This window comes from Pradoshia sp. (assembly GCF_051873915.1).
Classification (GTDB): domain Bacteria; phylum Bacillota; class Bacilli; order Bacillales; family Pradoshiaceae; genus Pradoshia.
In genome coordinates, this window is sequence record NZ_JBJEFJ010000195.1 from 1 (window position 1) to 26,224 (window position 26,224).

The 26,224-nt window shown below is 43.1% G+C and carries 23 protein-coding genes; 15 read left to right on the plus strand and 8 right to left on the minus strand.

What is annotated here, in order from left to right; genetic code table 11:
* Positions 1–103 precede the first annotated feature (103 nt).
* Positions 104–766 carry an acetyltransferase gene (locus ACI35L_RS16750; RefSeq protein WP_439803383.1) on the plus strand — a complete coding sequence of 221 codons (663 nt, stop codon included), beginning with the start codon at positions 104–106 and terminating at the stop codon, positions 764–766.
* An 88-nt stretch (positions 767–854) separates the two neighbouring features.
* Entirely contained in the window at positions 855–1,199 is a 345-nt protein-coding gene (locus ACI35L_RS16755; RefSeq protein WP_049671685.1) for a helix-turn-helix domain-containing protein, read from the plus strand.
* Between the two features lie 440 nt (positions 1,200–1,639).
* Here the strand turns inward: ACI35L_RS16755 and ACI35L_RS16760 are convergent, their stop codons facing one another.
* Entirely contained in the window at positions 1,640–2,419 is a 780-nt protein-coding gene (locus ACI35L_RS16760) for a DUF4931 domain-containing protein (protein WP_439803384.1), read from the minus strand.
* Between the two features lie 188 nt (positions 2,420–2,607).
* Here ACI35L_RS16760 and ACI35L_RS16765 point away from each other — a divergent pair, with 188 nt between their 5' ends.
* Complete coding sequence (locus ACI35L_RS16765) at positions 2,608–2,871, plus strand: DUF2187 family protein (RefSeq protein ID WP_049671683.1); 264 nt, start codon at positions 2,608–2,610, stop codon at positions 2,869–2,871.
* Positions 2,872–3,279: 408 nt separating this feature from the next.
* Here ACI35L_RS16765 and ACI35L_RS16770 read toward each other — a convergent pair whose 3' ends face one another.
* Positions 3,280–4,524 carry an MFS transporter gene (locus tag ACI35L_RS16770; RefSeq protein ID WP_439803385.1) on the minus strand — a complete coding sequence of 415 codons (1,245 nt, stop codon included), beginning with the start codon at positions 4,522–4,524 and terminating at the stop codon, positions 3,280–3,282.
* Between the two features lie 169 nt (positions 4,525–4,693).
* On the opposite strand from ACI35L_RS16770, the gene ACI35L_RS16775 reads away from it, so the two are divergent.
* Both ACI35L_RS16775 and ACI35L_RS16780 read left to right on the plus strand, forming a co-directional pair.
* The gene (locus ACI35L_RS16775; protein WP_439803386.1) at positions 4,694–5,596 is read left to right on the plus strand and encodes an AEC family transporter; all 903 of its coding nucleotides are present in this window, start codon (positions 4,694–4,696) and stop codon (positions 5,594–5,596) included.
* 131 nt (positions 5,597–5,727) lie between these two features.
* A complete protein-coding gene (locus tag ACI35L_RS16780) occupies positions 5,728–6,213 on the plus strand; it encodes a DUF1643 domain-containing protein (RefSeq protein WP_439803387.1) in 486 nt (161 codons plus the stop codon).
* A 35-nt stretch (positions 6,214–6,248) separates the two neighbouring features.
* On the opposite strand, the gene ACI35L_RS16785 is transcribed toward ACI35L_RS16780, so the two are convergent.
* Genes ACI35L_RS16785 through ACI35L_RS16795 form a run of 3 tightly spaced genes read right to left on the minus strand, consistent with a single transcriptional unit; the run spans position 6,249 to position 8,225 of the window.
* Positions 6,249–7,115, minus strand: coding sequence for a hypothetical protein (locus ACI35L_RS16785; RefSeq protein ID WP_439803388.1), 867 nt, complete (start codon positions 7,113–7,115; stop codon positions 6,249–6,251).
* Positions 7,116–7,145: 30 nt separating this feature from the next.
* Positions 7,146–7,598, minus strand: coding sequence for a DUF6114 domain-containing protein (locus ACI35L_RS16790; protein WP_053103768.1), 453 nt, complete (start codon positions 7,596–7,598; stop codon positions 7,146–7,148).
* A gap of 30 nt (positions 7,599–7,628) precedes the next feature.
* Positions 7,629–8,225 carry a DUF6230 family protein gene (locus tag ACI35L_RS16795; RefSeq protein WP_049671678.1) on the minus strand — a complete coding sequence of 199 codons (597 nt, stop codon included), beginning with the start codon at positions 8,223–8,225 and terminating at the stop codon, positions 7,629–7,631.
* A 282-nt stretch (positions 8,226–8,507) separates the two neighbouring features.
* Here ACI35L_RS16795 and ACI35L_RS16800 point away from each other — a divergent pair, with 282 nt between their 5' ends.
* Together ACI35L_RS16800 and ACI35L_RS16805 are read left to right on the plus strand one after the other, a co-directional pair.
* The gene (locus ACI35L_RS16800; RefSeq protein ID WP_439803389.1) at positions 8,508–9,989 is read left to right on the plus strand and encodes a LuxR C-terminal-related transcriptional regulator; all 1,482 of its coding nucleotides are present in this window, start codon (positions 8,508–8,510) and stop codon (positions 9,987–9,989) included.
* A gap of 349 nt (positions 9,990–10,338) precedes the next feature.
* Positions 10,339–11,676, plus strand: coding sequence for a C40 family peptidase (locus ACI35L_RS16805; RefSeq protein WP_439803390.1), 1,338 nt, complete (start codon positions 10,339–10,341; stop codon positions 11,674–11,676).
* Positions 11,677–11,918: 242 nt separating this feature from the next.
* Here ACI35L_RS16805 and ACI35L_RS16810 read toward each other — a convergent pair whose 3' ends face one another.
* Positions 11,919–16,388: an Ig-like domain-containing protein gene (locus ACI35L_RS16810; RefSeq protein WP_439803391.1), complete on the minus strand. Its 4,470-nt coding sequence runs from the start codon at positions 16,386–16,388 to the stop codon at positions 11,919–11,921.
* Between the two features lie 309 nt (positions 16,389–16,697).
* On the opposite strand from ACI35L_RS16810, the gene ACI35L_RS16815 reads away from it, so the two are divergent.
* The 5 genes from ACI35L_RS16815 (at position 16,698) to ACI35L_RS16835 (ending at position 20,180) form a co-directional block, all read left to right on the plus strand.
* Positions 16,698–17,042 carry a lmo0954 family membrane protein gene (locus ACI35L_RS16815; protein WP_049671675.1) on the plus strand — a complete coding sequence of 115 codons (345 nt, stop codon included), beginning with the start codon at positions 16,698–16,700 and terminating at the stop codon, positions 17,040–17,042.
* Positions 17,043–17,061: 19 nt separating this feature from the next.
* The gene (locus ACI35L_RS16820; protein ID WP_439803392.1) at positions 17,062–17,697 is read left to right on the plus strand and encodes a PspA/IM30 family protein; all 636 of its coding nucleotides are present in this window, start codon (positions 17,062–17,064) and stop codon (positions 17,695–17,697) included.
* Positions 17,698–17,776: 79 nt separating this feature from the next.
* Entirely contained in the window at positions 17,777–18,505 is a 729-nt protein-coding gene (gene liaF, locus ACI35L_RS16825; RefSeq protein WP_439803393.1) for a cell wall-active antibiotics response protein LiaF, read from the plus strand.
* Positions 18,502–19,542, plus strand: a complete 1,041-nt coding sequence (locus tag ACI35L_RS16830) for a sensor histidine kinase (RefSeq protein ID WP_439803394.1) — start codon at positions 18,502–18,504, stop codon at positions 19,540–19,542. Before liaF ends, ACI35L_RS16830 begins: the two co-directional genes overlap by 4 nt.
* Positions 19,539–20,180 carry a response regulator gene (locus ACI35L_RS16835; protein WP_049671671.1) on the plus strand — a complete coding sequence of 214 codons (642 nt, stop codon included), beginning with the start codon at positions 19,539–19,541 and terminating at the stop codon, positions 20,178–20,180. Before ACI35L_RS16830 ends, ACI35L_RS16835 begins: the two co-directional genes overlap by 4 nt.
* A 106-nt stretch (positions 20,181–20,286) precedes the next feature.
* Here the strand turns inward: ACI35L_RS16835 and ACI35L_RS16840 are convergent, their stop codons facing one another.
* Together ACI35L_RS16840 and fdhF are read right to left on the minus strand one after the other, a co-directional pair.
* Complete coding sequence (locus ACI35L_RS16840) at positions 20,287–20,853, minus strand: DUF1641 domain-containing protein (protein ID WP_049671670.1); 567 nt, start codon at positions 20,851–20,853, stop codon at positions 20,287–20,289.
* Positions 20,846–23,800, minus strand: coding sequence for a formate dehydrogenase subunit alpha (gene fdhF / locus ACI35L_RS16845; protein WP_439803395.1), 2,955 nt, complete (start codon positions 23,798–23,800; stop codon positions 20,846–20,848). Before fdhF ends, ACI35L_RS16840 begins: the two co-directional genes overlap by 8 nt.
* 159 nt (positions 23,801–23,959) lie before the next feature.
* Between fdhF and fdhD the strand changes: the two genes are divergently transcribed.
* The 3 genes from fdhD to ACI35L_RS16860 all read left to right on the plus strand — a co-directional run bounded on the left by fdhD (position 23,960) and on the right by ACI35L_RS16860 (position 26,222).
* Positions 23,960–24,757, plus strand: a complete 798-nt coding sequence (fdhD, locus tag ACI35L_RS16850) for a formate dehydrogenase accessory sulfurtransferase FdhD (RefSeq protein ID WP_439803396.1) — start codon at positions 23,960–23,962, stop codon at positions 24,755–24,757.
* 103 nt (positions 24,758–24,860) lie between these two features.
* Positions 24,861–26,051, plus strand: a complete 1,191-nt coding sequence (locus ACI35L_RS16855; RefSeq protein WP_439803397.1) for an MFS transporter — start codon at positions 24,861–24,863, stop codon at positions 26,049–26,051.
* 42 nt (positions 26,052–26,093) lie between these two features.
* Positions 26,094–26,222 (plus strand): hypothetical protein, encoded by a 129-nt coding sequence (locus ACI35L_RS16860; protein ID WP_439803398.1) that lies wholly within the window; start codon positions 26,094–26,096, stop codon positions 26,220–26,222.
* The last annotated feature ends 2 nt before the right edge of the window (positions 26,223–26,224 follow it).

Here is a 26,224-nt window from a genome sequence, read left to right on the forward strand (position 1 = left end):
TTGTCCTTGAATACCAGAAATATCATCATAAGGAAGTGAATCGAAGGGGGAGACGACTGTGTTTCTATACTGAAACCGTCCGAACTCAAGGAGTGGGAATTAGATGAATTATATATTAGTGGGAGATGACGGTCATAGCAAGGTTGTCAAAGATATGATTGAAAGCACAGCTCCTGACAGGATTGCTGCGTACTTGGATAACCGATATGAAAAGCTGTTTAAGAAGGGTGACATTTATTATGGGCCGATTGCTGCGGCTAAATCTCTCTTAAGTCATGTGTTCTGTGCGAGGCTCGTTATCACAATTAGTGATAATTTAACAAGAAAAACGGTGGTTAATCAGTTGAATCTAGCGGATGACTGCTATACATCCGTCATTTCCAAGCGTGCGATCGTGAGCCCGAATGCTGAGATAGGAGTTGGCACGGTCGTGATGCCGGGGGCCATCGTGAATGCGGAGGCGAAGATTGGCAAGCACGGCATCATTAATACCGCTTCTGTCGTTGAACATGATTGTCATATAGATGATTTTGTCCAAATATCACCGCGTGCATGCTTGACTAGCGGGGTTAAAGTAAACCAAGGTGTATTGGTTGGGGCGAATGCAACGGTTATACCCGATGTGGAAATTGGGCGCTGGGCTGTAGTGGGAGCAGGTGCAACGGTGACAGCGGATGTTCCTGAATTTGCACAGGCTTTAGCGGTTCCAGCAAGGGTGTATAAGAAAGAAAAGGGTGGCGGATTTAATACCAATGCGAGTTATTGACTCTGTCACGACATAGATCGTTTAAATTGATAGGTTAAGTCGTCGATTGCCTAAAAAAGGCCGGATCCATTTCGGAAAGGAGACTTCCATGATCGGAAAAAACATTCAGCAAATACGGAAGAGAAAAGGGATGACCTTGACTCAGCTGGCAGTAAATGCGGGGATATCGAAATCTTATTTGAGCAATATCGAGCGGGGCGTCAATCAGAATCCTTCTATTGAAGTTCTTAAGAGGCTTGCGCTCGTCTTGCATGTTGATTTGAAGACATTGCTGAAGATTGAGCAGCAAATGGATCAAAGTGAAAACCTGAATGAAGAGCTGATTGATTTGATTGAGGAATTGAAGACGACTGTGATTGAAAAGGAGGACATGGAAGAATACAGGGCATTAGTAGAATATATTAAATGGAAGACGAAGAACGTAAAAAGCTGAAGAAATAGGAGCATGATTGTCCCAGTGTATAAGCGAAGTCCTTTTTGCGAGAGAAACGGAAAGTATACGATTGGCCAATGTAGAAATCATTCTCATAAATGATAGCTCAACCGTTTGACAGTGCCGGATAGATTTATTCTAACGGCAGAATGAACGACTCGCAGCCACATTGAATGGAGGTCGCTCGGGATGAGTGGAACTAGGCGGTGTTTGTTAGTAACACACATCCTTTTTTGATTCCGTGTGACGATTCCTTTGAAGAAAATATGGTGTAATGGAGACATTTGGGGCGGATGCGATGCATTCCGCTTTTTATTATGCTCATAATGGTAAGTTTCTCATGTTTTCAATATAAGCCATCAAGTGTTTGGAGGGCTGTTTCAGGAATGCGGAAAAGGTCAAGTACCAATAAAATAAGCCTAGCTGGCAGGCTAAGCATGCTAGCTCCTAGCATAGGCTGAATAAAGTTCAAATAGCTCATCTTTCATACGATTCAAATCTCTATCCATTAGGACCTGTGGAATCTTGTATCCGACAAATAATGGAGAGACAACAAAACGTGGGATGGCCTTGCAAATGATTTTATCTTGGAAGCGGTAAAAGAATAGATTATAGCTATTGCAGGCTTTATGAAAGCCATTTAATATATAGCGGATAAGTATTTGCAGCATATCAGGAAACGTATCTGCCACATTGTCTGCTGCGGTCAGGAGATTAAATTCCGTAAACCCAATGATGGGGTATGCGGAAATCGTCATCTCTACACCACTGCAGGTAAAGACATTTGTTCCTTCGAAGTCAGTCATGCTGATATTTTGATGGTAATCTACATGCTTCATTCCGATGATTTGCATATGGGGATGAAGGAGGCTTCCTCCTGAATATGGTCCATGATTCTTGAATAAGATGACAGATTCATACTCCTCTGTATCCTCGACCTCCTGCCATTTATTCAGGCAGAAGTTCATTAATCTTCTCATATGTGACCGGGAGTAACTCCTCATATCTGAGGTGCATTCATCTGTTTCGATGATGACGGTTTGGTACGTATCTTTAAGGGTGGGATACTTGTTCATGAGCCAAATGATTTCTCCTTCTCTTGCCAGAATATTTTGTAATTCATCCGGCTTGCAGAAGGGACACTCAGTCGATTTGTTGTGGATCGTATTCGGTTTATGACTGCTCATATCACTGGAAAAGAATAACTGCTGATGTTCCAATAACTACACCTTCCTTTAAGGCAATATGGATCGATAACAGTTCTTTTCTTTGATTTTAACCAAAATAAGGAAAATGCACAAATGAAAAAATCAAACTTAAGTGTAAATATTCATGAAAGCTCTCCGATAGTAACTATGTGATTGCTTATTTGACCAATAACAATTTAGTGAAAAGGAGATTTTGAGCCATGTATGCACAAAAGGAAATTGGCAAGATTGGTGATGTGATTCATTTCAAGAGAGGCAACTTATTTGTCATTGGCCAAATCATCTCGCTGAGAGAAGTAACCTGTATTGTTGAAATCTCGCAGGCATATGCAAATGAATTGAAACTTGAAACAACAAGAACGGTTGTACGACATGGGAATTACAAAATTATTGATGCTGTGAAGCAACGAGAAATGCCTCCATATGATTATACGCAAGAAGCAAGTGCAGTAATGCATACATAATTTTTTGAAATACGATTAACTGAAAATGCTGGCTAGAGCGACGAGATAACATAAAATAATGAATATAATCGTATAGCTGTGATTGTAAACAAAATTCTTAATCATTCTCATGATAAGAAGACTCCCCTTTTATCTACTGTTCTATTTCTATATCTGAACATAAATAATATTCGGGAATATTTTGAAAAATATGTCGGTTTAAGTAGAATAAAGTAAAAAAATTTGGGTATAAGTAAAATTTATATGTAAATGAGACTGGGATAAAAGGTTTCAGCCATTTTAAAACCGAACTATTATGAAGGGCCGTTTAAGCATCATTCATAATAGTTCGGTTTTTTTGCTTTATACAATTGATCATATGGTTTTGGATACAGCGAATTTAGTTATGCCTCAGCCTCTTTTTTCTATTTAATGAGAGATCTTATTACTTGGAGCAGGGGTAAAATATTTATTCGCAACGTTTTGCAAAAACCACATCAAAGCCGCTGACAGCAAGCTGAGTGTGCCAATCATGATCCATGCCGAGGCAATTGAATTGGCTGAAATATAATTCCCCATAACCATTGGACTGACTGCATTCCCTGTTCCGATAACGAGAGGAAGAATGCTGCTCATCCTGCCTCTATGGGATGCGGGTGTCATATTAGCCATGAATGTGGATGCGTTGATGGCGATTAGAATCTCTCCGACAGTCATGATGAAGATAGATAAATAGAACAAGGGGAGAATCATTGTAAAAGCAAGCATGCCAAAGGCAAGGGCATAACAAAGGGCACCTCCTGCAATAACACGGATTGGGCGGGCTTTCTGGGTGATTTTCGTCAGAAACGGTGTAAAGACAATCACTAAGATTCCGTTAAAGGAAGCAAGAATGCCGAAATAAGAGGCACCGACATCCCCGAATAATTCACCTAAATGCAGAGGAATAGAGAAGGACCACTGTGTATAGGCAAACTCGATGCAAAGCAGGATTAGGGCGAACATGATCAAAAGCGGTCGTGAAAGCAGGACCTTGAAGATGGAGCCTTCGACGGTACGCTCTAATATTCTTTCTGGCTCAACAGCTGCGCTTTTTGATTCTTTAATGAAGATAACAATCAGTGTGGTTGCGAGCAGGGTACATATGCCGTCGATGAGGAAGATAAGGGATAGATAATCTTTGAACAGCAGGCCGGCTATTGCGGGACCGATGGCAAACCCTAAGTTCCAACCCATATATATGAGGGAATAAGCCCCTTTCCGATTATCCGGGTTTGTGAGATCTGCAAGAATGGCATCATAGGCTGGTGAACACATGATGAAGAAAAAGGATGCTCCCATGATCATATAGACCATTGTCATGGAAGGGGAGATAAACCCAGCAGCGATGTAAATGGATGCCCCCAATCCTTGGCAGATGCAGATAATCCATTTCCGGCCAAATGAATCGGCCAGCTTTCCTCCAAGAATCATCCCGGGTACAGCGATGAAGGAGATAAAGGTAATATATGTACCAGCAATGCCTGTATCCAAGCCGACTTTCTGAGTTAGGATTAATACAAGCAATGGATTAACAAATCCACCAAGACTGTTCATGACCCTGGCAACAAAAATGATGTAAATCTCCTTCGGTAAACCTTTATAAGGCGTAAATAATTGCTGCCCCATATTCATTTCAATTCCCCCAAAATGGCGTTTTTTTCTATTATCATATCATTATCATTGCATTGAAAAAATATGAAAGTTTACCAGAAATTTATTGACGGGGGTTTAGCGGCTCTTCGTTGTGATATAGTCAAAGTAGTACTTGTATCAGGAAATGGAAGAGAGAAGGGTAAGAAAGTTGGCTTTTTTTAATGTATTAATTCCTGTCTTTGCGATTTTTATTCTAGGCTACATAGGAGAGAAAAAAATCGGGTTTGACCCGAAATCCATATCAGCCATGTCCTTGTATATTATGACCCCGGTCCTTGTATTTAAGACCTTTTATACGAATATCGTAAACATCGATTATTTGTATATCACGGTATTTGCATTGACCCTTTGCATCGCATTGATTCTAATCATTTATCTTATTTCCTATATTAGAGGGTATTCCATTAAGGAGAAATGCGGGCTCATTCTTGGCTCTGTTTTTATGAATAATGGAAATTATGGTACCCCGGTAGCTTTATTGCTATTTGGAGCGGCTGGTTTTGATTACGCTGTTATTCTAATGGTGATTCAGACCATTGTAATGGCAACAGTCGGCATCTATTTTGCCGCACGCGGCAGCGATATTGGCGGAGGCTTTAAGGATACGCTTGGTGTAGTGATGAGGATGCCAATCGTTTATGGAGCATTGGCAGGCTGGCTCTTCCAAGTCACTGGCATCACGATTGGATCCTCATTCATGACAACAATAGACCTTGTTGGGAATGCAGCTATTCCGACCATTATGCTTGTCTTAGGAATGCAGCTTGCGAAGATTTCCTTAAAGAATGTGGAGAGAGAAAAAATATTATACGCCGTCATGATTAAGCTAGCTGCTGCTCCTGTCATTGCGTGGGGAATCGCTTATTTTCTCCCGGTGGATACGCTGCTCAAACAATTGATGGTTATTATGGCAGGAATGCCGTCTGCTGCTAATACGACGATGTATGCCATTCAATTTAACACCGAACCGGAGTTTGTTTCCGTGTGTACATTTGTGACAACCGTTCTAAGCTTGATTTCACTCCCTGTGCTGTTTGCCTTCGTTTTGTAACCGTTACTGGCCCTCTTACTTAAGGGTCAGGTGTTTTGTCTTTTCTTTGCCAAAATATAAATGGTGTCCCCATCATAAAAGTGAGGGAGGCAGATTATATATAGTAAGAAGAGACGGGAGGAGGAGATGGTTTGAAATATAGTGCTATCATTAAAGGGAATTATCGGTATTCTCTTAAAAGGGAATGGGATGACTATAATTTAAATAAAGCCGTTTTTGTCCTTTTAAATCCTAGCACGGCAGATGAAGCCCTTGATGACCGGACAACGCAGCGTTGCATCTCCTTTGCAAAGAAAATGGATTGCGGCTCCATGGAGCTCGTAAATGTGTATGCTTATCGTTCCACAAACTGGAGGGAGCTGAAGGAATTATCCATGGAAGAAGCGACTGGTCCAGAGAACCAATTCTATCTTGAGAATGCCTTGCACAGCGGGGCGAAAATACTGGTAGGGTGGGGAGAGAATTGTACGATCCATCATAAGGATTATGGTGAACTGGCAGAGTGGTTCAAAGGCTATACACCCTATTGTCTTGGCGTAACAAAGGATGGCCATCCAAGACATCCTTTATATGTGAAAAGTGATACTCCACTTGAAATCTATCGTTTTCCCGAATAATAAAGATATAATGAAAAGCTGCCGGTTTGGCAGCTTTACTTCGTTATCTGTGCATTTGGATCACCTGGAGCTTGATCGCCATTGTCCTTCTCTCCTTGATCAGGTGGAGGCTCTTCATTTGGCGGGTCTTCCGGCTTCACCTCATCTTCCTCTTTCCCTGGCTCAGCTGGTGCTTCTGTTTCAGGATCGTCTGCCGTTTCTTCTTCATCAGCTGGGTCTGTCTTAGGGTCAGCATCTGGTTTCGCAGGTTCTTCGGGCTTTTCCTTATCCGTATTTATCTGCTCATCAGGCTGTTTTTCCTCATCAGTTGTTGAATCTTTCTCCTCATCTGCTTCTTCTTGTTCATCTTCCTCTTTCTTGCCGCCGTTTTGGAGGCTTTTAATGATTTCCTTTAAGCCTTCTTCCCCTTCATCCTTCATTTGATTTGCATTTCCGGTCTCATAATTTAGGGAGAAGCTTGGCAGGTCAGCATAATCTGCTGTTTGCTTATAGGCTAATAGCTTCACATCCTTCATTCCGAGATAACCAAGCTTAGGGATGAAGATGCCTCCTAATTCAATATTGGTGATGCGGACTCTCATTTTCTTTAATTTAGTGACTCCGCCTGACTTTATGACTGTCGTGACCGGGCCATTGGGTGTTTGGGTGACCTTCTTGATAACAAGGTCTTTAATCTCGAGATTATCCATTGCTAGGTCAATCATCGGCACTGCCTTGCGGGTTGCCGTTTCTCCGATGACAATCAATGGAACACCCAATGTACCGGTAATTTCTTCAGCTTCTATGATAAATCCGTCTGTACCAGAGGAACTGGCTAAGATCGGTGGTGAAGAAGCGGTGAAGAGATAGAGTGTGAAGATGCTTATGATGGCTGCTAGTACTGATTTTTTCATACGATTCAATATCATCACCATTCCTAAGTACCTAACGTATTATTTATGAATCACGGTATTCTGGCCAGCTGCGATTTTCTTTTCCTCTTTGTTCGTTTGATCCTTCCTTTTCCTTTTTGCCGAAGCCTTTGGATATGGCCGCCAAGCCATAATCATGGAGCCGCCGATAATACCGAGCAGAGTGCCAATTACAAGACCGCCCATCGCCCCCATGATCGAAAGGATGGCACTGACCATGACGAAAGGTCCGAAAAAGACAGAGAATTGCGGCATAATATAAGTCATTATTCCGCCGAGCAGGACCATGCCTCCAAGGAAGAAACCAATAAAAAGGGTCGTTCCCGGCAATGCGGCAATCTCAATGAGCTGCAATGGAACATATAGAATAATTAAGCCGGAAAGGAGAGCAAGTGCTGCTCCCCAAAACGGCCGGCTTTTTCTCCAATTACGGAATCGTTGTCTCTTTGTGTTATTTGAAAGTGATTTAGCCATGTTCATCATCCCAATTCCATATTTGATAGATTACAATTTCTCGAAATAAACTTTCATGCCAGGCAAGGTTAAAGAATCCTGATAAAGATAAAGCGTTTTTAGTGTTGCATCTGTTAAGACAATTTTTGGAGCAACTTGGGTGAATTCTTCCGCAATCTTCTCTTGCGGGTCCTTAATGTCTCCTACATAGTTTTCTTGCATGGTCAGCTTCTCAAATTTGGCATCGCCGTCGATTTGGGTTGCCTTTTGAATGAGGCCTTTGATTTCGACGGTTTGTTTAGGATCAGATTTAACGACAACACGCACACCAAGAGCGGGAATCTCCTTTGTGATGACCAAACCTTGGATTTTTACGTCCTTGATTCTGTTTGTCGCAACGACTGCGCCATTTTTCTTTTCGGCTGTATCAGCTAATCCGCCCAATAGCTTGAAATCCGTCCCTTCCATACGATCAAACTTGACGTTGAATTCTCCCATGCCGCCAATGGCAGCGGCAAAGATGGTGCCGCTCATGCCGAAGTAGGTTAAGAGTCCCCCAAAGAATAAGAATCCGCTAAGAAGTGCTACCCAAAAAGTTTTTCTGGCCGTATGGCCGCCCAATTGAACTACTTCAGCATCAGTGTTCATCAACATTCCTCCTCATTCATTCTTGATAACGGTATTCGGAAGTGGGAATATGCCTGTACGAATGCTTGTTTCGTAAGCGCTTCCACCTTCTTCCACAATTTTATGTGTTAATCTACCCTTCGTGAATACCTACATTTGTAGCTTTTTTCGCTTTGGATGGGAAGGAGTAAATGATTTTTGTCGAAATGAGACGAATGATATTTTGTGGAAGAGGAATTTACCAAATGGTTAGCGAATCATACACAAATAGCTGTTTTTAGATGAAAATGAGGTGAATGATGGATGTCTAAGTCTTTAACGAATCATATGAACACATTGTTATCAAAGGCCATTAAGCTGATGGCGGAGTATGAGGACGAGCTGCTAGCCGAGTGGAATGGGGTAAAGGATGATTTGGGCGAGGTCAATGATCGGTATATTGAAACTTGTGCGTTCATCATTGACCGGCTAGGTGCTTATATGATGGCGAATCGGTATGGAGTGGAGGCAACCTCTATTTTGAGCAGGATGAGAGAGGATGCACTTGAGTATTTTGCCTATCAGCCAGCGGCGGAGAAAATCATCCATATCTTAAATCTCTTGGAGAATGCAACGCACACTGTCCTAAAAGAGCATATTGAATTTTCGTCCAAGCTTCATCCGTCTATTCATTATTTATTTACGAAGCTTAGTGAGGTATTGGTGAACCTGGATACGGAGGATGAAATGAATTTAGACAAATTGTGTGAAAGTCTAATTCAGAATGCCAACTTGAAAATTGAGTGGATTGTGCGGGTAGAGGAGCAGCCAGATTGTTTTTCTATCAAAAAGATTCATGGAAAGAAAGAAACGCTCAAGGAGAACTGCTTTCCGACATGGTATGATGTGCTGAATGCGTTTGGAATTGACCATTCTACCCTGCCAATTACATATGAAAATGAGCTTTTATTGATTGGCTGTGAGAATGGGTTCCTGCATGAAAGCATGTCCATGCTGTTCAGTTTGATTGATCAGCATGAGAAGTCCTATTCTACCCAATGGAAGGATGCGGTCATCCTCTTTAATGAATGGATTATCAAATCGCAAACACTAGAGCAGTCATGTGAGAATATCTGTTTTGGATTCGGTGAATTTCTCCCATTTGAGAGATCAGCCTTATTCCGTTTTTCAAATATGGAACAAATTGCTGTCGGATTGTATGCACATCATCTTGATAAGGAAGAGGTGAAGGCCATTCGAGAGCAAATGATTGATATTCCAGCCATTCAGCATAAGTTGAATTTGCTGAAGCCGGTTGGTCATACGATGAGGAACTTTCAGCCCATTTATATCGAGGATGCAGCGTTTGGATTCCCGGAAAAGGTCGTAAAGCATTTTAATTTAGCCTCCTTGCTGATTGTTCCAATCTATGTGCCGGAAGAAGGACAAATGATTGGTGGCGTCCTCTTGGACCAAGGACCAGGCAAACACTTCCCGGTCGACCGTACGCTGTTTCCCGCCTTAATGAAGTTCGGACAAAGTGCAGGGGAATTGATGCTAAGATATATGAAGCCTGATTATGTGAAAGGAGATTTGGAAGCAGGGGAGGAGCTCAGCTTCTCTCCAAGGGAAATTGAGGTCATTAAATTACTGGCTGAAGGTGCTTCTACCACCGAGGCAGCCGTCAAGCTCTATTTAAGTGAGTATACGGTCAGAGATTATATATCAACCATCATGAAGCGCCTAAATGCTAAAAATCGTACGGAGGTAGCCGTCAAGTCTATTAGAATGGGAATCATCGACTAGTCAGGAGGCAGCCGGGGGACAGAATGGCTGCCTTTTAAATAAGTATTTTATTATATAAGTATAATCATGGTGAAGAATATGGTCGGTTGCTTGTCTAGTTATGGTTCTACGTCAATATGAATCCCTCATTGACATAAATGGATGTATATGGAAGAAATATAGGCTGTTAATCCTGATAAAACCCCAAATTGTGATACATAACGACATTTTGAAATATATTTGTAACATAACGATAACTTAATTGTTATGTTTACATGCTATACTTCAATTTGTTAGAACGTATAGGACGTAAAAAGTAGCTAAAAAGATAGGCTAGATAAATAGATAAATATTATCAGGGGGAAAAAACATGTTGAAGAAGAGTTTTATCGCACTGAACACGGCTTTACTGCTCGGTTTCGGAAGCTATGCGGCAGTTCCGTCAGCAAGTGCAGAGAAAGACCCAGTGAAGCAAGCTGCCGTAGACGAAGCACAAGCAGCGCTTGATAAAGTACAAGCAGAAATTGCTGCACTGAATAAGCGCATCAAGCAAGTGGATCAAGCTGTTAAGGATAACAAAGCCAAAATTAATTCAACTGAAAAAGAAATCACATCAACAAAGAAACAAGTGAAACGCCTTGAAACAGAGATTGCAGATTTAGAAAAACGCATTGAAGAGCGTAATGAAATCTTGAAACAGCGTGCCATTACATACCAACAAACAAATGGCGATGCTTCATACCTAGAAGTTTTATTTGGTTCTACTAGTTTCGGTGATTTCATTGAGCGTATCGGTGCTGTTTCAACAATCGTTAAAGCAGACCGCCAGTTGCTTCAAGAATCTCAAGATGACCAAGCAGCGCTTGAAGAAAAGCAAAAAACAGTTAAAAACAAGCTTGCTAATCTAAATGACATGAAGACAGAGCTTGTCGGCATGCAAGAGGACATTCTTGGACAGCAAGGCCAAAATGAAGCATTGAAAGCGACATTAAAAGAAAAAGAAGCAGAAAGCGAACGCAAATTAGCTGAAGCTGAAGCTCAAAATATTGATATTGTGATTAAAGAAGTGACCGAGGAAGCTGTCGTGGAAGCAGCAGCAACAACGGTTGCTAGAGCTGAATCTGGTTCATCTGAAACAACTACAGCGAAAAAAGAAGAAACGACGACTAGTGAAAAGACAGAAACACAAAAGGAAAGCTCTACAAGTTCTTCCTCTAGCACAAAGCCATCTAACACTAGCTCATCCAACTCAAGTTCATCTAACTCAAGTTCTTCAAGCTCAAGCAGTTCATCTTCTAGCAGTTCTACTGCTTCATCCAGCAAAAGCATCCAAAAGGTTGTTTCAGCAGGCTATAAGTACATTGGAAACTCCGTTTATGTATTTGGCGGTGGACGAACTGAAGCCGATATCGCGGCAGGACGTTTTGATTGCTCCGGTTTCGTAAGCTGGGCATTCAGACAAGGCGGATACTCTGTTCCAGCAAGCACAAGTGCGCTTGTATCTGCAGGAACAAAAGTTTCTTACAGCAATATCCAAGTAGGAGACATGGTATTCTTCAATACGTATAAAACAAACGGCCACGTGGGTATCTACGTTGGGAACGGTAAATTCATCGGTTCTCAAAGCTCAACTGGTGTAGCAGTTGCCAGCATGACAAGCGGATACTGGAAAGATACATTCAGCGGACTAGTTGTACGCGTTCGCTAATATAGATTAAAAGATGCCCCATCAGGTGTTATCCTGATGGGGCATCTTTTTATCCTGTTGAATTTCTAATAACCATCAGCGAGAGTTGAGGAGAAACTAGGCTGATGACTCTTTACTTGATTTGTTTGGCTATTCAGCCGAGCTTGATTATGCTGAGTTTCTTCTATTATATATAGATGCGTGTTTGTATCGGTAAAATGAAAACGTACCTAATGGATTTGTCCATTAGGTACGCAGAATGGTTACTTCTTCTTGACGGTTATTTTCTTTACCTTACTTGTATTGCCGGCCTTATCCTTCGCTGTTACAGAGAGGGTGGTGTCGGCTTTTTGTTTCTTGATCTTGACGGAGTAGGTACCATTTTTCTTTGCTGTAGCTGTACCGAGTGTTTTCTTGCCTGCTTTGACGGTTACCTTTGCTCCGGCTTCTGTTTTCCCTGTGACTTTTGTGGAGCTGATAGTTACTTTGTTGACTGAAGGTGCTGCTGGTGCTGTTTTATCCTTAACCGTTACTTTCTTTGCCTTGCTTGTATTGCCAGCCTTATCCTTCGCTGTTATGGATAGAGAGGTGCCGGCTTTTTGTTTTTTGATCTTAATGGAGTAGGAGCCGTTTTTCTTGGCAGTGGCCGTGCCGAGTGTTTTCTTGCCTGCTTTGACGGTTACCTTTGCTCCGGCTTCTGTTTTCCCTGTGACTGTTTGTGTTTTATCTGAGACTTCTTTGACAGTAGGGACACCTGGAGCGGTTTTGTCCTTAACTGTAATCTTTGTTTTGGCGCTTACCAAGCCGGTTTTCTTATCTGTTGTCGTTGCATAAAGGATAGTACCGGCTTTTAGTTTACTTGGAAGCTTAATTGAATATTTACCGCTTGAGGCTGTTGCGGTAAGCTTTAATTTCTTGTTATCCGTAATAGTGACCTTGGAACCGGAAGCGGCTTTCCCTGTAATGGTCTTGCTGGCATCAGATACGGCATTGATGCTTGGTTTTTTTGGACCGGAAACTTTATGGATTGTAATCGTTTTGGTCACTTCATGTCCAACAAGATCTGTAAGCACAAATTCCACTTCATTAGCTCCACTTTCTAGTGGAATCGTAATATCTTTTGTTTTCTTAAATTCTTTATAGACTGGTCCATCTCCCATATCGACGAACGTATTGATTTCTTCATTGCCGTTAACCAATAGACGGAGTGCATCATAATTATCTGCAGCTGTAACCGTTACTTTTTGGCTGGAGGATGATGTGTACTCCTTATACTTGATATCAAGCTTTGGAGCTGTTATGTCGATATAGATTTCACGATTGAAGTCAATTTTATTGCCAGCTATATCAGCTGCGAAGAAACGAATATCATGCTTCCCTTCCTTACTGAAGGTGAGGGTGTCCTCAAAGTTATGACGTTTCTTTTCCTCATCCCAAACTAATGACAATTCTTTTGTTTTTCCCTCGTATTCAACCTTTACATAGGCTAGTTTGGAATCATCTGTTACATAGCCTTTGATTGGAACCTCTAATGAATTAAATTCTCCAGCCGCTGCCGGAATATCGGAAACGATGTATGGGATGGTCTGATCATTGGATGTTTGGTAATCTTGGTTTCCGGCATAGTCATGAGCTGTTACTTTAATATCATCGCCATCTTCAATGACAACTGGTGTTTTGCTCTCTTTAAATGTGAAATCTGTCAGTTTAACGCGGTATGTCTCATCCTTCGTTGGTTCAACATGCTCCTGCAGCTCTTTTCCGTTGATGGAGAGGGAAATGTATTTAATACCCGAGCCTGAACGGGTGTCAGCTGCGTTGAAGGTGATAGACTTTGTTTCATCATCATATTTTAGTTTTGAGACTGTTGGGGCCGTATTATCTACTAGAATCGGTATCTTAAATACTTGCGGCTGCTTGCCTGCATAATCAATAGTTGATTTGATCTGGTAGAAATACTTCCCTTCAGCGACTAGTTTATTATTTGCCTTGCCATCCCACTTTGTCATGGATGGTTTGATAGATACACGGGTGGAGGCATAGTAATTCTTCCGCTGTTCTTTGTCTGTAAATAGTTTGCGAAGAACATTGCCCTTCGAATCGACGATAGAGTATTCTACTGTCTTTGCATTCCGTAAGAAGGAAAGGGCAGGTGCTGCTGTGTCATATACTCCGTCTCCATTTGGAGAGAAGGCAATTTGGTCAGGATTCAGCGTTTTCTTGAAAGGATTGATTCCGTAATATTCACCGGTAACAGGGTCAATAATGCCGGTATATCCATAGAAGGAGTCTGCTTCACTTGGCAGCGGGTCGATAATATTTGCTTTATTCCAGTCCCCTTTAAAGCCGACGAATGGGACGGACAGCGTTGGAAGGGAATCTTCCTTGTTTTTCGCTTTCAAGAAGACAAAGCCTTCTGTGAAGTAACCGTTTTTGAATGCTTTTTCAAGAGCTGTTTTGGCATTCTTTAAATTAATCGTAATGGTGATATCCTTAGATTTCCCTGCTTTGATGGTTACTGCTTTATCAGAGGTAACGACTGCTTTGGAAATTTCCTCTGGTGTCAATGCATTGTACAGGTCACCATCCATTTCATACAAGGCATCGGTTAGCACGCTTGTATCAATTGTATAGGCTGCATCCTTTTTGCTGAAGTTTGTGGCTGTTAAGGTGAAGGAGAATTGGTCTTTGGTAATTTCCTTTAAGGAGACCTTTCCTTCGTTTGTACCCTTTTGGACAACATAGACTGGAGTATGGATGGCTGAGTTCAACTGCATGACTCCTGCCCCTTGTCTACGTGGTGAATAATAGGTTGTACCTTCTGGATCCTTAATGGTTGAAGATGTATTCATTAATAAGGTTTTAGCGCGTTGGACCTTTTCTTTGCCTGTAAGCTTAGGGAAGGTCTTTTCAACATATTGGAGGACAAGTGCTGAACCTCCGGCTACATGTGGGGCAGCCATGGAAGTTCCACTCATAACACCGTATTTATCATTATTTAAAGTAGAATAGATTTTTCCGCCTGGTGCTGTAATTTCAGGCTTGAAATCAAGATTTGGTGTTACGCCCCATGAAGTAAAGGTAGATAAATGGCCGGCTGTAAGGTTTGCAAGCTGAATCATATCACCGGTGAATTTAACTTTTCCGTTACCGCCTGCTTCTTTTATTTTCTCCTCAAATTTCGTTCCGTCGTTGATTCGCAAGGATACGAGTGGAATCGTTGGATTGTTTAATGCCATGCTGACGAAGTCGCCATGTGCAGGTGTACCTCTTACGATGACACCGCTTGCTCCGGCATCTTCCGCTTGCTTTTGGATTTCTCCATAATTTGGATTTGCTGCATTTCTGACAGCAAAGACAATCTTGCCTTTAACATCCTTGCCCTCATATTTATCAGGGGCGCCATCGGCTACATAGACAACTTCCTGTTCAGCCTTTTTGAACACATCAAGCGGCAGCGGAGAAGATTGTGTTTTGTAACCCGCCTCATAGTCAACACCGCCGATAGTGAAGATGAATTTATCGACAAATACATGTGTGTTCTCTAGTGATGCAACAGAGAGAGAGTCCTTTGAAAGACTTGGTGCTCCAACCAATCCAATATCAGGGTTGGAAGCGAGCGGGTCATAATAGCCATCAGAGAACTGAGCAGAGTTCCCGGCAGAAATGGCCATAAGGACCCCATTCTTTACGGCTCTCTCAATCGCCATTTGTTCTGGGTTTTCTGCGTTCTGGAAGGAAGCTGTTGAGCCTAGGCTCATATTGATGACATCAGCTCCAAGCAAGATAGCATCATCAATTGCCTTGATGTAAATATCTCCCCAAGTAGATGGCATCGCTGCATCATTTCCGAATACTTTCAGCCCCAATATTTGTGTTTCAGGTGCTATTCCCTTAATCCCGCCAGTTTCCTTTTGGCCATTAGCGCCAACCGTTCCGCTGACATGCATTCCATGCATGGATGCATCTGAACCGAGGTCAAGGATTTCTTGGTTTTTGTCATAATAATTGTAGCCATATGGTACTTTGGCTGTGTGATATTTACCTGGAAGCTTGTTCGTGGAGATGGATGCTTTTACATCATTTTCGGATAATTTGGCTTTCTTTTCATTGGTGAGAACCATATCCTTATGGCTAGGGTCAATGCCGGTATCGATGACACCAACAACGGTGCCAGTTCCATTATAGCCGTCGAGCCAAGTCTCCTCAGCTTGGACAATGTCTCCGCTTGAGACCATGTCTGGTTTAACTTTAGGACGTTCATATTCATTAGCAATATAAACAGATGAAACATTCGATAGGCTTTCAATCTTAGGAATATCAGAAACCTTTGTCTCTCCGCTGACACCATTAGCAACAACTGTGAAGGTATTCTCAACGGAGAAATTGATTTTCTTCTTCTTGATGGAGGAAAGAAGGCTTGATTGTTCCTCCTTCACTGGAGCTTGTAAGGTATTTTGTTTGGATTTCGATAAATCCTTGAAAAGGACACCTTGTTCGGTCGCATATTCAATGGCCGGACTTCCTTCTAGTTCAATGATGATTCGGACCTTTTCATCAGGATGATCAAATTGGCTTAAATCTAGTTTTGATTGAGCCTTGCTTCCTTGGGGGCCAGTGCTTTTTTGGTCATTTGAATTTGCACTTGCACTGCCAAGCCCGAAGAATAAATTGGAGAGTAATAGGATAACCGCCGCAATAACGGCTGTTCCCTGCTTGAACCTATTTTTCAACACGATTTCCTCCTTTTATTTGTTTGATAGAGAAGAAGAGATGCCCCCCCTTTGCCTAGGTATGTAGTTGGAGTCATGAGACTACCAATATGTTAAATTTACCACTCTAGTTCTTTTAGATAAAGTAAATTTTGCAAATATTTAGTATATTAAGGATTTTGATGGGGAAGCATGTGATATCTTTGTTTCTTTTGTCACGCGAAAGTCGCAGAGGGCAATCGGTCTGGAGACCTAGCTAAAAATCAAGCTCAAGGTCGTTATTGTTAAAGGGGAAAGGAGCTAAACTTGAACTATAAGGAGGGAATGAAATTGAAAAATATCGGAATTATCATCATCGCCATCATCGCAGGCTTTATTGTCATTGGAAATATAGGATCCATTCTAGTCTTGGCTATTACATTGGGTGCGCTCTATTTCACCTTTAAGCAATATTTAAAGGCTGAGGATAAGAATGGGAAGATAATCTGGGGCATCATCGGAATCATTATCCTGATTGCCGCCATTAGCAATCTGCCTGCTTTTATCGGATTAGCTGCCATGGTGCTCTTGTATTATTTGTACAAAAATTATGAAGAAGAGAAGGCAGAAAAGAGAAGTAAGGAAGACCCATTCAAGAAGTTTGAAAGGGAATGGGAAGAGTTAAGCAAAAAATAAAAAAAGGAGTGCTTAGAGCATGAATGATTTATTCACAAAATTAAAAAGAACATTGGAAGCTGATTTATATGAAGCAATGGAGACGAAGGATAAGAAGCATCCTTTGTATAAGCTGAATCAATATTTACGGGAATCGGAGACGGAGGTACAGCAGGTTCAGCGATTGATTGAACGCCAGTATCGCTTGAAGGAGGAAGTGAAGCGCGAGCAGCAATCGGCTGCCGGAATGGCAGAGAAACGCAAAGGCCAAGCGGAAATTGCCCGCGCGACAGAGGGAGCAGAGGAATTGTATGAGTATGCGGTACGGGAACAGGCCATTTATGAGGACCGTGCTTCCCGGCTGGAGCATATGCTTGTGCAGATTGATATTGACCTTAAGCAGCTGGAAGAGAAATTTACAACGATGAAGCAAAGCCTGAAGGATATGCAAATTAAAAGGCTTGAATTGATGGGTCAGGATAATTTATCCAAGGTGCATGGCAAGATTGATGGCTTGATTGAGAAGGGAGCCGCTCCGAACGGAAAGCGGAAATCTTCAAAAGGGGAAATCGACGGCTTAGATATGAGGGCAAGGACAAATCATTATGGAATGATTATGGATACGCGTCTTGCTGCGTTAGAGAAAGAGACAAAAAAGAATGAGGATTTGAACTAGAAAGATGGTATGCTAATAGATAGGGCGCAGGCTTTGTGACTTGCGTCCTATCGTATCTTTTTTAGCAGGGGGCAATGATATGTCAGGGACGAAGGAACAATCACAATTAAAAATCATATTGGTTGGCATATTAATTGCAGGCTTATTTGAGATTATCTTCATCCGGTTTGATGAGCTGCTGTTCAATGGAATTGTGGCTGCTATCTGCCTGTTTTATGGATATAAGAAATACGCTACTTTAACCGGTAAGATTGTCTTATGGGTCGGCATTTTTTTTGCTTTGTCAGGGTTGATCAGCTTATTCGTCATACGTGCCATCATTTTTATAATATTATTAGTTTTTCTTGTTCATTATTTACAGAAAAGACGAAAGCCAGCTGAAATCACTCCTTCCTTTGAAGGGCATAAGGACGAAGCAAATTTTGTGACGGTTCATGGTCCCGTATCAAGCCGATTATTTGGGAACCAATCGACCCCTGAGGATATTTTCGAATGGGATGATATCAATATTGCCGTTGGATTTGGAGATGTGGTGATTGATTTAAGCAACACCGTGCTCCCGAAGGAAGAGTCGATTATCTCCATCCGAAATATCGCCGGAAATGTGGAGATTCTCATTCCATATGATATTGGTGTTAAGCTCTCCCATACAGCACTATACGGCTCGATACGCTTATTTGACCAGGAAAAACGCGATATACGCAATCAGCAGATTGCTTATAAAACGGAAGGATATGAGGAAGCGGGCAGCCGCATTAAAATCATGACCTCTATCGGTGCAGGAAGCATTGTGGTGAGACGGGTATGAGTATCGTAAAACGCCAGATTCTCCTCTGTCTGACCATTGCCGTAATCGTTGTTATCATAATAGCAGGAGCCTATTATTATGTATTTAAGCCAGCTGACTGGGGGCCCTTTTATGAGAAAGATATTTATCATATTCCATTTATTCTATTTGTTCCGAGTGCCGCCATTGTCACTGGCTTGTTATTCGGGATTGCGAGCGGTTCCTTCTATAAAAGTGAGATTAAGAGTCTTGATGAGTCTCTACATAAGTTGAAGAAGGGGGAGTCTCTTGAGCACGGCAAGGAGCCGAAAATCACCGATATTCGGGAGGCGGCTGAGAAACTTCAGGATGTGCAGCTTATTCTGCTTGAACAGGTAAGACGAACCCAAGTCCTTGCCACGGAGAAGACGGAGGAGCAGGAGAAATTGGTACAAAGCATGGTGAGGGAGGAGCGGAACAGATTGGCGAGAGAATTACATGATTCAGTGAGCCAGCAGCTTTTTGCGGCCTCAATGCTCATCTCCGCCATTAATGAATCACCTGATGCATCAGAAGAATGGCGTACGAAGCAATTGAAGCTGACAGAGGGAATGATTCAACAGTCCCAGCTCGAGATGAGGGCGCTTCTTCTTCATCTCCGGCCAGTTCAGCTCAAGGATAAGAGCTTAAAAGAAGGGGTAGACAGCCTCTTACATGAGCTGAAGCAGAAGGTGCCCTTTGATGTTAACTGGAAGGTAGATGACCTCTTATTGGAGAAAGGGATAGAGGACCATCTATTCCGTATTCTGCAGGAATCTGTTTCAAATACGCTTAGACATGCTAAGGCCAGCAGGCTTGATATTTATATCGTTAAGCATGAACAATCGGTTATCATGAGGGTGATTGATGATGGCAAAGGCTTTGATACAACTTCTGCAAAAGCAGGCTCATATGGTTTGCAGAATATGAGGGAGCGGGCGCTCGAGATTGGCGGCACCTTCAAGATTATTTCATTTCCAAATCAAGGAACACGTGTGGAAGTGCGCGTTCCAATCGTGAATGTAGGTGATAGCAAATGATAAAGGTAGTATTGATTGACGATCATGAAATGGTACGGATAGGAGTCTCTGCTTACTTATCCTCACTTGTGGATATCGATGTTGTTGGTGAGGCGGGAACCGGTGAGGAGGGAGTAGCATTAGCGCTATCTCTGCGGCCTGACATCATCTTGATGGATTTGGTCATGCCTGGTATGGACGGCATTGAGGCGACAAAGCACATCATCGCTAAATGGCCGGAGGCGAAAATCATCATTGTCACGAGCTTCATTGATGATGAAAAGGTTTATCCTGCTCTAGAGGCTGGAGCAATCAGCTATATGCTGAAGACCTCAAAGGCGAGCGAGATTGCTGATTCCATCAGGGATACGTACAATGGTCAAACAGTCTTAGAGCCTGAAGTTACCGATAAATTGATGGCTAAGCTCAGAAAGCCGAAAACACATGAATTGCATGAGGAATTGACGAGCCGGGAAAAAGAAATCCTGCTGTTGATGGCGAAAGGTAAATCCAATCAAGAAATTGCGGATGAATTATTCATTGCCATTAAAACGGTTAAAACCCATGTAAGCAATATCCTGGGTAAATTACAGGTACAGGACCGGACGCAGGCCGTGATTTATGCATTCCGGCATCATTTAGTAGAAGCAGAGGGATAAGATAATCCTCTGCTTTTTTGATGATAAGCAAAATGTTAGAATGCATGATAAAAAAGCTGCCCCCAGCAAGCCAAAATCCCTGGCTTTTTGGGGACAGCCCTCTTTATTAATCGCGATCGTGCATTCTTCCCTGATAGTCACGTGTTCTATTTTTCTGAGCAGCCTGCTCCTCAGGCGGCTGAGTGTTACGTTCAAGGTCTTCTGTATCTTCGCCCATACCGCGCAAGAATTCGATTAAAAGACTGATGGCACGGTTGACTTCAGGGTCCTTTAAGGTTTTGGCAAGTCCTAGATAACTGAGTGACTTGTCCGAATCCTTGTTCTCGGCCATGCGGGCAACACCGGCATTTAACTTTACGACAAATGGTTCAAGCTGCTGAACGTTGATTGTGCCGAGCACACCGACTAAGAGCAGCATATTCTTGATTAGATTGGTTGCTTCCGGGTTATCAAGTGCTTTCACGATGGTATACATGACCTTATCTCCTTCGGCGAATAGGCTTGCTGCCATCGTTAAGGCACCCCGATTATTGATATGCTTTAATAAATCAATCGTTTCAAGAATGGCGTCCTTGTTATCAAGAAGAGCATTTTCTATTTCGCGAAGGTCCTGAGCTCTTTTTTCTTCCTCTGTCATTTCAATCTTGACGACATTTTTAATTGCCTTAGCCATTGTTTTTCCGCCCCACTTTCGCTAAATCTCCTGGGAAGATATAATCTTTGCGCGCCCATTTGCGTTCAACCTCGACTCCCTTTTGCGGGTTGGGATTTCCGTTCCGGTGGTTGATGCGCGGAAGCGGGTTGTCGCCGTCATAGCTGATGATTTCCATCTTCGCTGAAATTTCCTTATAGGCTGGTGTATCTGTGTCTTTATCAGCAAAGCTTGATGTCAATAGATTGATTGCTCCATCGCCCGAATCATTTAATGGAAGATAGACTTCCTTCCCTTTAACTCGATCGGTGATGAGGCATTTAACCTTCGCAGAACCGTATGGAGAGGTCAAACGGACGAGCGTGCCATCCTTCAGGCCTCTTTCCTCGGCTAGCTCAGGGGACACCTCAAGGAAGACTTCTGGTGTTTTCGAGGTGATGCCTTTTGATTTATAGGTCATATTCCCTTCATGGAAGTGCTCGAGCAAGCGTCCGTTGTTAATATGCAAATCATATTCCTCATCAAATTCCAGCGGCTTTGTCCACTCGACTGGGAAGAGTCGGGCTTTGCCATCCGGGAAAGGGAACCGGTCCTTGAATAGGAGGGGTGTATCGGTACCATCTGGTTCAACCGGCCATTGTAATGTATTGTAGCCCTCTAGTAAATCATAGGATACACCGGCATATAGAGGGGAGAGGGATGCGGCCTCTGCCATGATTTCACTTGGATGGTTGTAATTCCAGCCTGCTCCGAGCTTATTGGCGACCTCCATGATAATCTGCCAGTCCGGCTTGGATTCACCAAGCGGCTCCATGGCTTGATACAATCGCTGGATACGGCGTTCCGTGTTGGTAAAGGTTCCTTCCTTTTCAAGGCTCGGTGCAGCAGGGAGGACAACATCTGCAAACTCAGCTGTTCTGGATAAGAAAATATCCTGTACAACGAAGAAATCAAGCTTTTCAAAAGCGGCATGGACGTGATTGATATTGGAATCAACCAACCCCATTTCTTCTCCCTTAAGGTACATTGCTTTGAGAGAGCCGGCATGAATGGCTTCAATCATATCATGGTTATTCAGGCCTGGCCGGTCGGTTAATTCTACGCCCCATGTTTTTTCATACTTTGCCCTTACATCTGGATCTGACACAAATTCATAGCCTGGGAACCGGTCCGGCATACTGCCGAAATCACTTGCACCCTGTACATTATTATGGCCGCGCAGCGGATAGGAGCCAGCACCTGGACGTGCATAGTTTCCGGTAATCAGCAATAGGTTAGAGATGGCTGTGCTTGAATCACTGCCGCCAAGATGCTGGGTGATTCCCATTGCCCAAAGCACACATACGCCGTCAGATTCATGAATCGTTTTGGCGATGGTGATTAAGTTTTCTTTTGAGATGCCAGTTACCTCTTCGGCATAATCAAGGGTGTATTTTTGAATGCTCTCGATATATTCTTCAAGACCATTTACTTTCTCATCAAGGAAGCGTTGGTCAGCCCAGCCCTGGTCTACGATGTATTTCGTCACCGCTGAAAGCCAAACAAGGTCAGAGCCGACTTTTGGCTGTACAAATAGGTCTGAACGATCGGCCATTTCATGCTTGCGGATATCAGCAACGATTAATTTCTGGCCGTGCAATTTATGAGCACGTTTCACGCGGGTTGCGAGCACGGGGTGAGACTCGGATGTATTGGAGCCAATGACGATTACGCAGCCTGCCTGTGCAATATCGGTAATGCTGCCGGAGTCTCCGCCATAGCCTACTGTGCGGAACAGGCCGACCGTTGCAGGGGACTGACAATAGCGGGAGCAGTTGTCCACATTATTTGTACCGATAATGCCACGAGCGAGCTTTTGCATGAGATAGGATTCTTCATTCGTACATTTTGAGGAGGTGATGAAGCTTAGAGCATCAGACCCGTGTTCCTCCTTAATTTCCGTGAATTTAGAGGCAATGAGACTAAGTGCCTCCTCCCATTCTGCTTCACGGAAATGGTCACCCTCCCGAATAAGCGGTTTCGTGAGACGCTCTTCACTGTTGACATAATCCCAGCCGAACTTCCCTTTTACACAGGTAGAGATGCCGTTGGCTGGCGCATCAACTTGCGGCTCTACTTTCAAGATTTGGCGGCCTTTTGTCCAAATATCGAAGCTGCAGCCCACACCGCAATAGGTACATACGGTTTTGGTTTTTTTGATTTTTGCATCACGCATAGCTGATTCTACATCCGAAACGGTGAGGATGGAGCCATAGCCTGTCTCTACTCCCTTGATGATTTCAATCATCGGGCGAAGGGTAGGCTTCTCAATGGCGGTAAGGAACCCGGCTTCCCCAACCATGCCTTTTTCCATCATGGCATTACATGGGCAGACAGTTGAACAATGTCCGCAGGAAACACAAGAGGATTCATTGATCGGTACATCATTATCCCAAATGACGCGCGGCTTATCGCTCTCCCAGTCTATGCTCAATGTTTCGGTTACTTGAACATCCTGGCAGGCTTCAACACAGCGTCCGCATAGAATACATTGGTCTGGGTCATAGCGGTAGAATGGATGAGAATTATCCTCCTGGTATGGCTTCGGCTCAAAAGGGGTGCTTTGGTGGTTGATTTTCATTTCTTTGACGGTATTATGTATCTCGCAGCCCCCGTTATTGTAATCGCAGACCGTGCAATACAGTTCATGCTTATGAAGAATCCGGTCCATCCCAATGACCTGGGCTTTCTTCACTTCCTTTGATGCGGTGTCGATAACGTCCCCTGGCTTGACGATTGTTGAACAGGAACGCACCAATTCACCGTTCACGCTGACAATGCAGGTGTCACATGTTTCAATTGGACCTAAGCTCGGATGATAGCAAACACTGGGAATCTCAATTGAGCTATCTGAAAGCAATTGCAAAACCGATTGCTCATCCTTCAGCTCCATATCGACTCCATTGATTTTGACCTTATTATCGCTCAAATGGATAAACCCCTTTCGATAAAAAATACCCCATATTAAACACACTTATGGAATCTCTACCCCGTTTATGAGGGATAAAACACCAATTATGGAATATGTGTCTATATATGTTTTTTTACCCATGGAAAGGGTATAGAACGGAAATGGCAGGTGAGTGATATGGCTAAGAACGTAACAAGCAGACAAAAAATCACGAAGTATATAGATGGAAAATTAATAGAGAAAAGTGATGAAATGGCGGTAGAGTTTCCCTTTACGATTTACGTGAACGGGGAGGAGTTTGCGACCATGGTCTGTACACCATACCATTTGGATGAGCTTCTCCTTGGATTTTTGGCCTCTGAGGGTGTCATTCGGTCAAGGGATGATATGGAGGACTATCATATAGATGAGGGAAAAGGCTTTGGATATGTAACACTGCGCCATCATAATCCAGTCAGTCAGCGAGAGGCTGGGAAGCGATTCATTGGTTCATGCTGCGGTAAGAGCAGGCAGTTTTACTATCAGGTCGATGTGAAAACAGCGAAAACCTCCTATACAAACATTTGTATTACTCCTGAACAATGCATTAAAATGATGGAAGGGCTTCAAGAGGGCAGTGACTTATTCAAGCAAACAGGCGGGGTACATAATGCGGCACTCTACCATGATTCCGTCCTAATTGCGGCAAGGTCTGATATAGGCCGTCATAATGCTCTTGATAAACTATTAGGCTATTGTTTGATTCATCATATTCCAGTACGCGATGGAGTCATAGCCTTTAGCGGCCGGATTTCTTCAGAGGTTCTTCTGAAGGCGGCAAAGATTGGTGTAGGAGTCATTCTGTCAAAGTCGGCCCCGACCGATCTTGCGATTGAACTGGCAGATGATTTGAATATCACAGCTATCGGCTTTATCAGGGGAGAGAGCTTCAATATTTATTCCCATCCTGAGCGCGTAAGAGAGGGTATTAAGTAGGAAATTCCAGATAGATAACAGGATTGCCAATAAAAAATATAGAATTATATAAAGATATTCCGATATCATAGAAAGGGCAAAAGAATACGAGAGAAGGAATAACATGAGTGAACAGGTTCAACATGGTGTGAGTCAGCATGCTGTCAAAGAAAGAATATGGACACGCGATTTCATCTTGATATGCATCGCGAATTTCTTGATTTTCTTAGGGTTCCAAATGACGTTGCCAACCATTTCCCTCTATGTAAAGGAACTAGGGGGAAGTGATCAATTAATTGGCTTCGTTGTCGGAATTTTTACTTTTTCTGCTCTTTTGATTCGGCCATTTGCCGGCAAGGCCCTAGAAACAAGAGGGAGGGGTCTTGTTTATATCGGGGGCTTAATTGTCGTTATTTTGACAGTTGGTACTTTTGGATTCTTGGCGAGTATCGCACTGCTTTTCCTTATGAGAATTATGCAAGGATTCGGCTGGGGCTGCTTAACGACTGCCTCTGGTACGGTCGCATCTGATGTAGTGCCTTCGACAAGAAGGGGAGAAGGCCTCGGGTATTTCGGCTTGTCAGGGAATTTGGCGATGGCGATGGGTCCTTCGATAGGACTTGCCCTCGTTGCAGTGCTTCCTTTTAATCAATTCTTTCTGATTTGTGCGGCTCTTCCAGCTTGCGCATTATTGGCAGCTTCTCAAATTCGCTTTAAGAAGGGAGTCGTCAAGAAGGCTCCAGCTGGCGGGAAACTGCTGGATTTATACGAGATGAGTTCATTAAAGCCGTCGATTCTAGCCTTTTTCATCACCTTCACCTTTGGAGGAATTGCGACTTTCTTGCCGCTTTATACGGCACAGAAGGGTGTTGAGGGAATTCAGTGGTACTTCTTGGTCTATGCGGTATCCGTGATGCTTACCCGGACTTTTGCAGGTCAGCTGTATGACCGGAAAGGACATAAAGCTGTATTCCTGCCGGGAACATTGCTAGTTGTCATAGCCATGTTCCTGCTCTCCTGGATGCCGGGAACAACCGGGCTCTTGATTGCAGCCTTCTTATACGGATTCGGATTCGGAAGCGTTCAGCCAGCCTTGCAGGCTTGGGCGATTGACCAAGCTCCAGCTGATCGCAAGGGGATGGCTAATGCAACCTTCTACTCCTTTTTCGATCTTGGAATAGGGATAGGAGCTATCTCCTTTGGGCAGATTGCCCATTCATTCGGATACGGAAGTATTTATATGACGGCTGGTTTTTCTGTCATCATGGCCATGATTTTATATGTAGTAATGACGAAGGAGAAAGCTGTTAAATAGATCGGCTGTTAAAAAGAATAAGCAAGGGATGAGGGAAGAGCATTGCCGTCGGCAATGCTCTTTTGGTGTCTGCGGGCTTATCTGAAATTAGAGAAGGGTGGAGACAGCATTGAGGCAGACGGCGGGATTGGAAGACCGGTTAACCGGTATGAAGCGGTTAGGGGTAACTAGAG

What these genes read in the sequence shown, in the direction of transcription:
- ACI35L_RS16855 (WP_439803397.1), top strand. Translation starts at nt 24,861, where the DNA reads ATGAGTGAACAGGTTCAACATGGTGTGAGTCAGCATGCTGTCAAAGAA.
- liaF (WP_439803393.1), top strand. Translation starts at nt 17,777, where the DNA reads ATGTCAGGGACGAAGGAACAATCACAATTAAAAATCATATTGGTTGGC.
- ACI35L_RS16835 (WP_049671671.1), top strand. Translation starts at nt 19,539, where the DNA reads ATGATAAAGGTAGTATTGATTGACGATCATGAAATGGTACGGATAGGA.
- ACI35L_RS16805 (WP_439803390.1), top strand. Translation starts at nt 10,339, where the DNA reads ATGTTGAAGAAGAGTTTTATCGCACTGAACACGGCTTTACTGCTCGGT.
- ACI35L_RS16765 (WP_049671683.1), top strand. Translation starts at nt 2,608, where the DNA reads ATGTATGCACAAAAGGAAATTGGCAAGATTGGTGATGTGATTCATTTC.
- ACI35L_RS16790 (WP_053103768.1), bottom strand. Translation starts at nt 7,598, where the DNA reads ATGGCTAAATCACTTTCAAATAACACAAAGAGACAACGATTCCGTAAT.
- ACI35L_RS16800 (WP_439803389.1), top strand. Translation starts at nt 8,508, where the DNA reads ATGTCTAAGTCTTTAACGAATCATATGAACACATTGTTATCAAAGGCC.
- ACI35L_RS16750 (WP_439803383.1), top strand. Translation starts at nt 104, where the DNA reads ATGAATTATATATTAGTGGGAGATGACGGTCATAGCAAGGTTGTCAAA.
- ACI35L_RS16820 (WP_439803392.1), top strand. Translation starts at nt 17,062, where the DNA reads ATGAATGATTTATTCACAAAATTAAAAAGAACATTGGAAGCTGATTTA.
- ACI35L_RS16755 (WP_049671685.1), top strand. Translation starts at nt 855, where the DNA reads ATGATCGGAAAAAACATTCAGCAAATACGGAAGAGAAAAGGGATGACC.
- ACI35L_RS16830 (WP_439803394.1), top strand. Translation starts at nt 18,502, where the DNA reads ATGAGTATCGTAAAACGCCAGATTCTCCTCTGTCTGACCATTGCCGTA.
- ACI35L_RS16770 (WP_439803385.1), bottom strand. Translation starts at nt 4,524, where the DNA reads ATGAATATGGGGCAGCAATTATTTACGCCTTATAAAGGTTTACCGAAG.
- ACI35L_RS16795 (WP_049671678.1), bottom strand. Translation starts at nt 8,225, where the DNA reads ATGAACACTGATGCTGAAGTAGTTCAATTGGGCGGCCATACGGCCAGA.
- fdhD (WP_439803396.1), top strand. Translation starts at nt 23,960, where the DNA reads ATGGCTAAGAACGTAACAAGCAGACAAAAAATCACGAAGTATATAGAT.
- ACI35L_RS16840 (WP_049671670.1), bottom strand. Translation starts at nt 20,853, where the DNA reads ATGGCTAAGGCAATTAAAAATGTCGTCAAGATTGAAATGACAGAGGAA.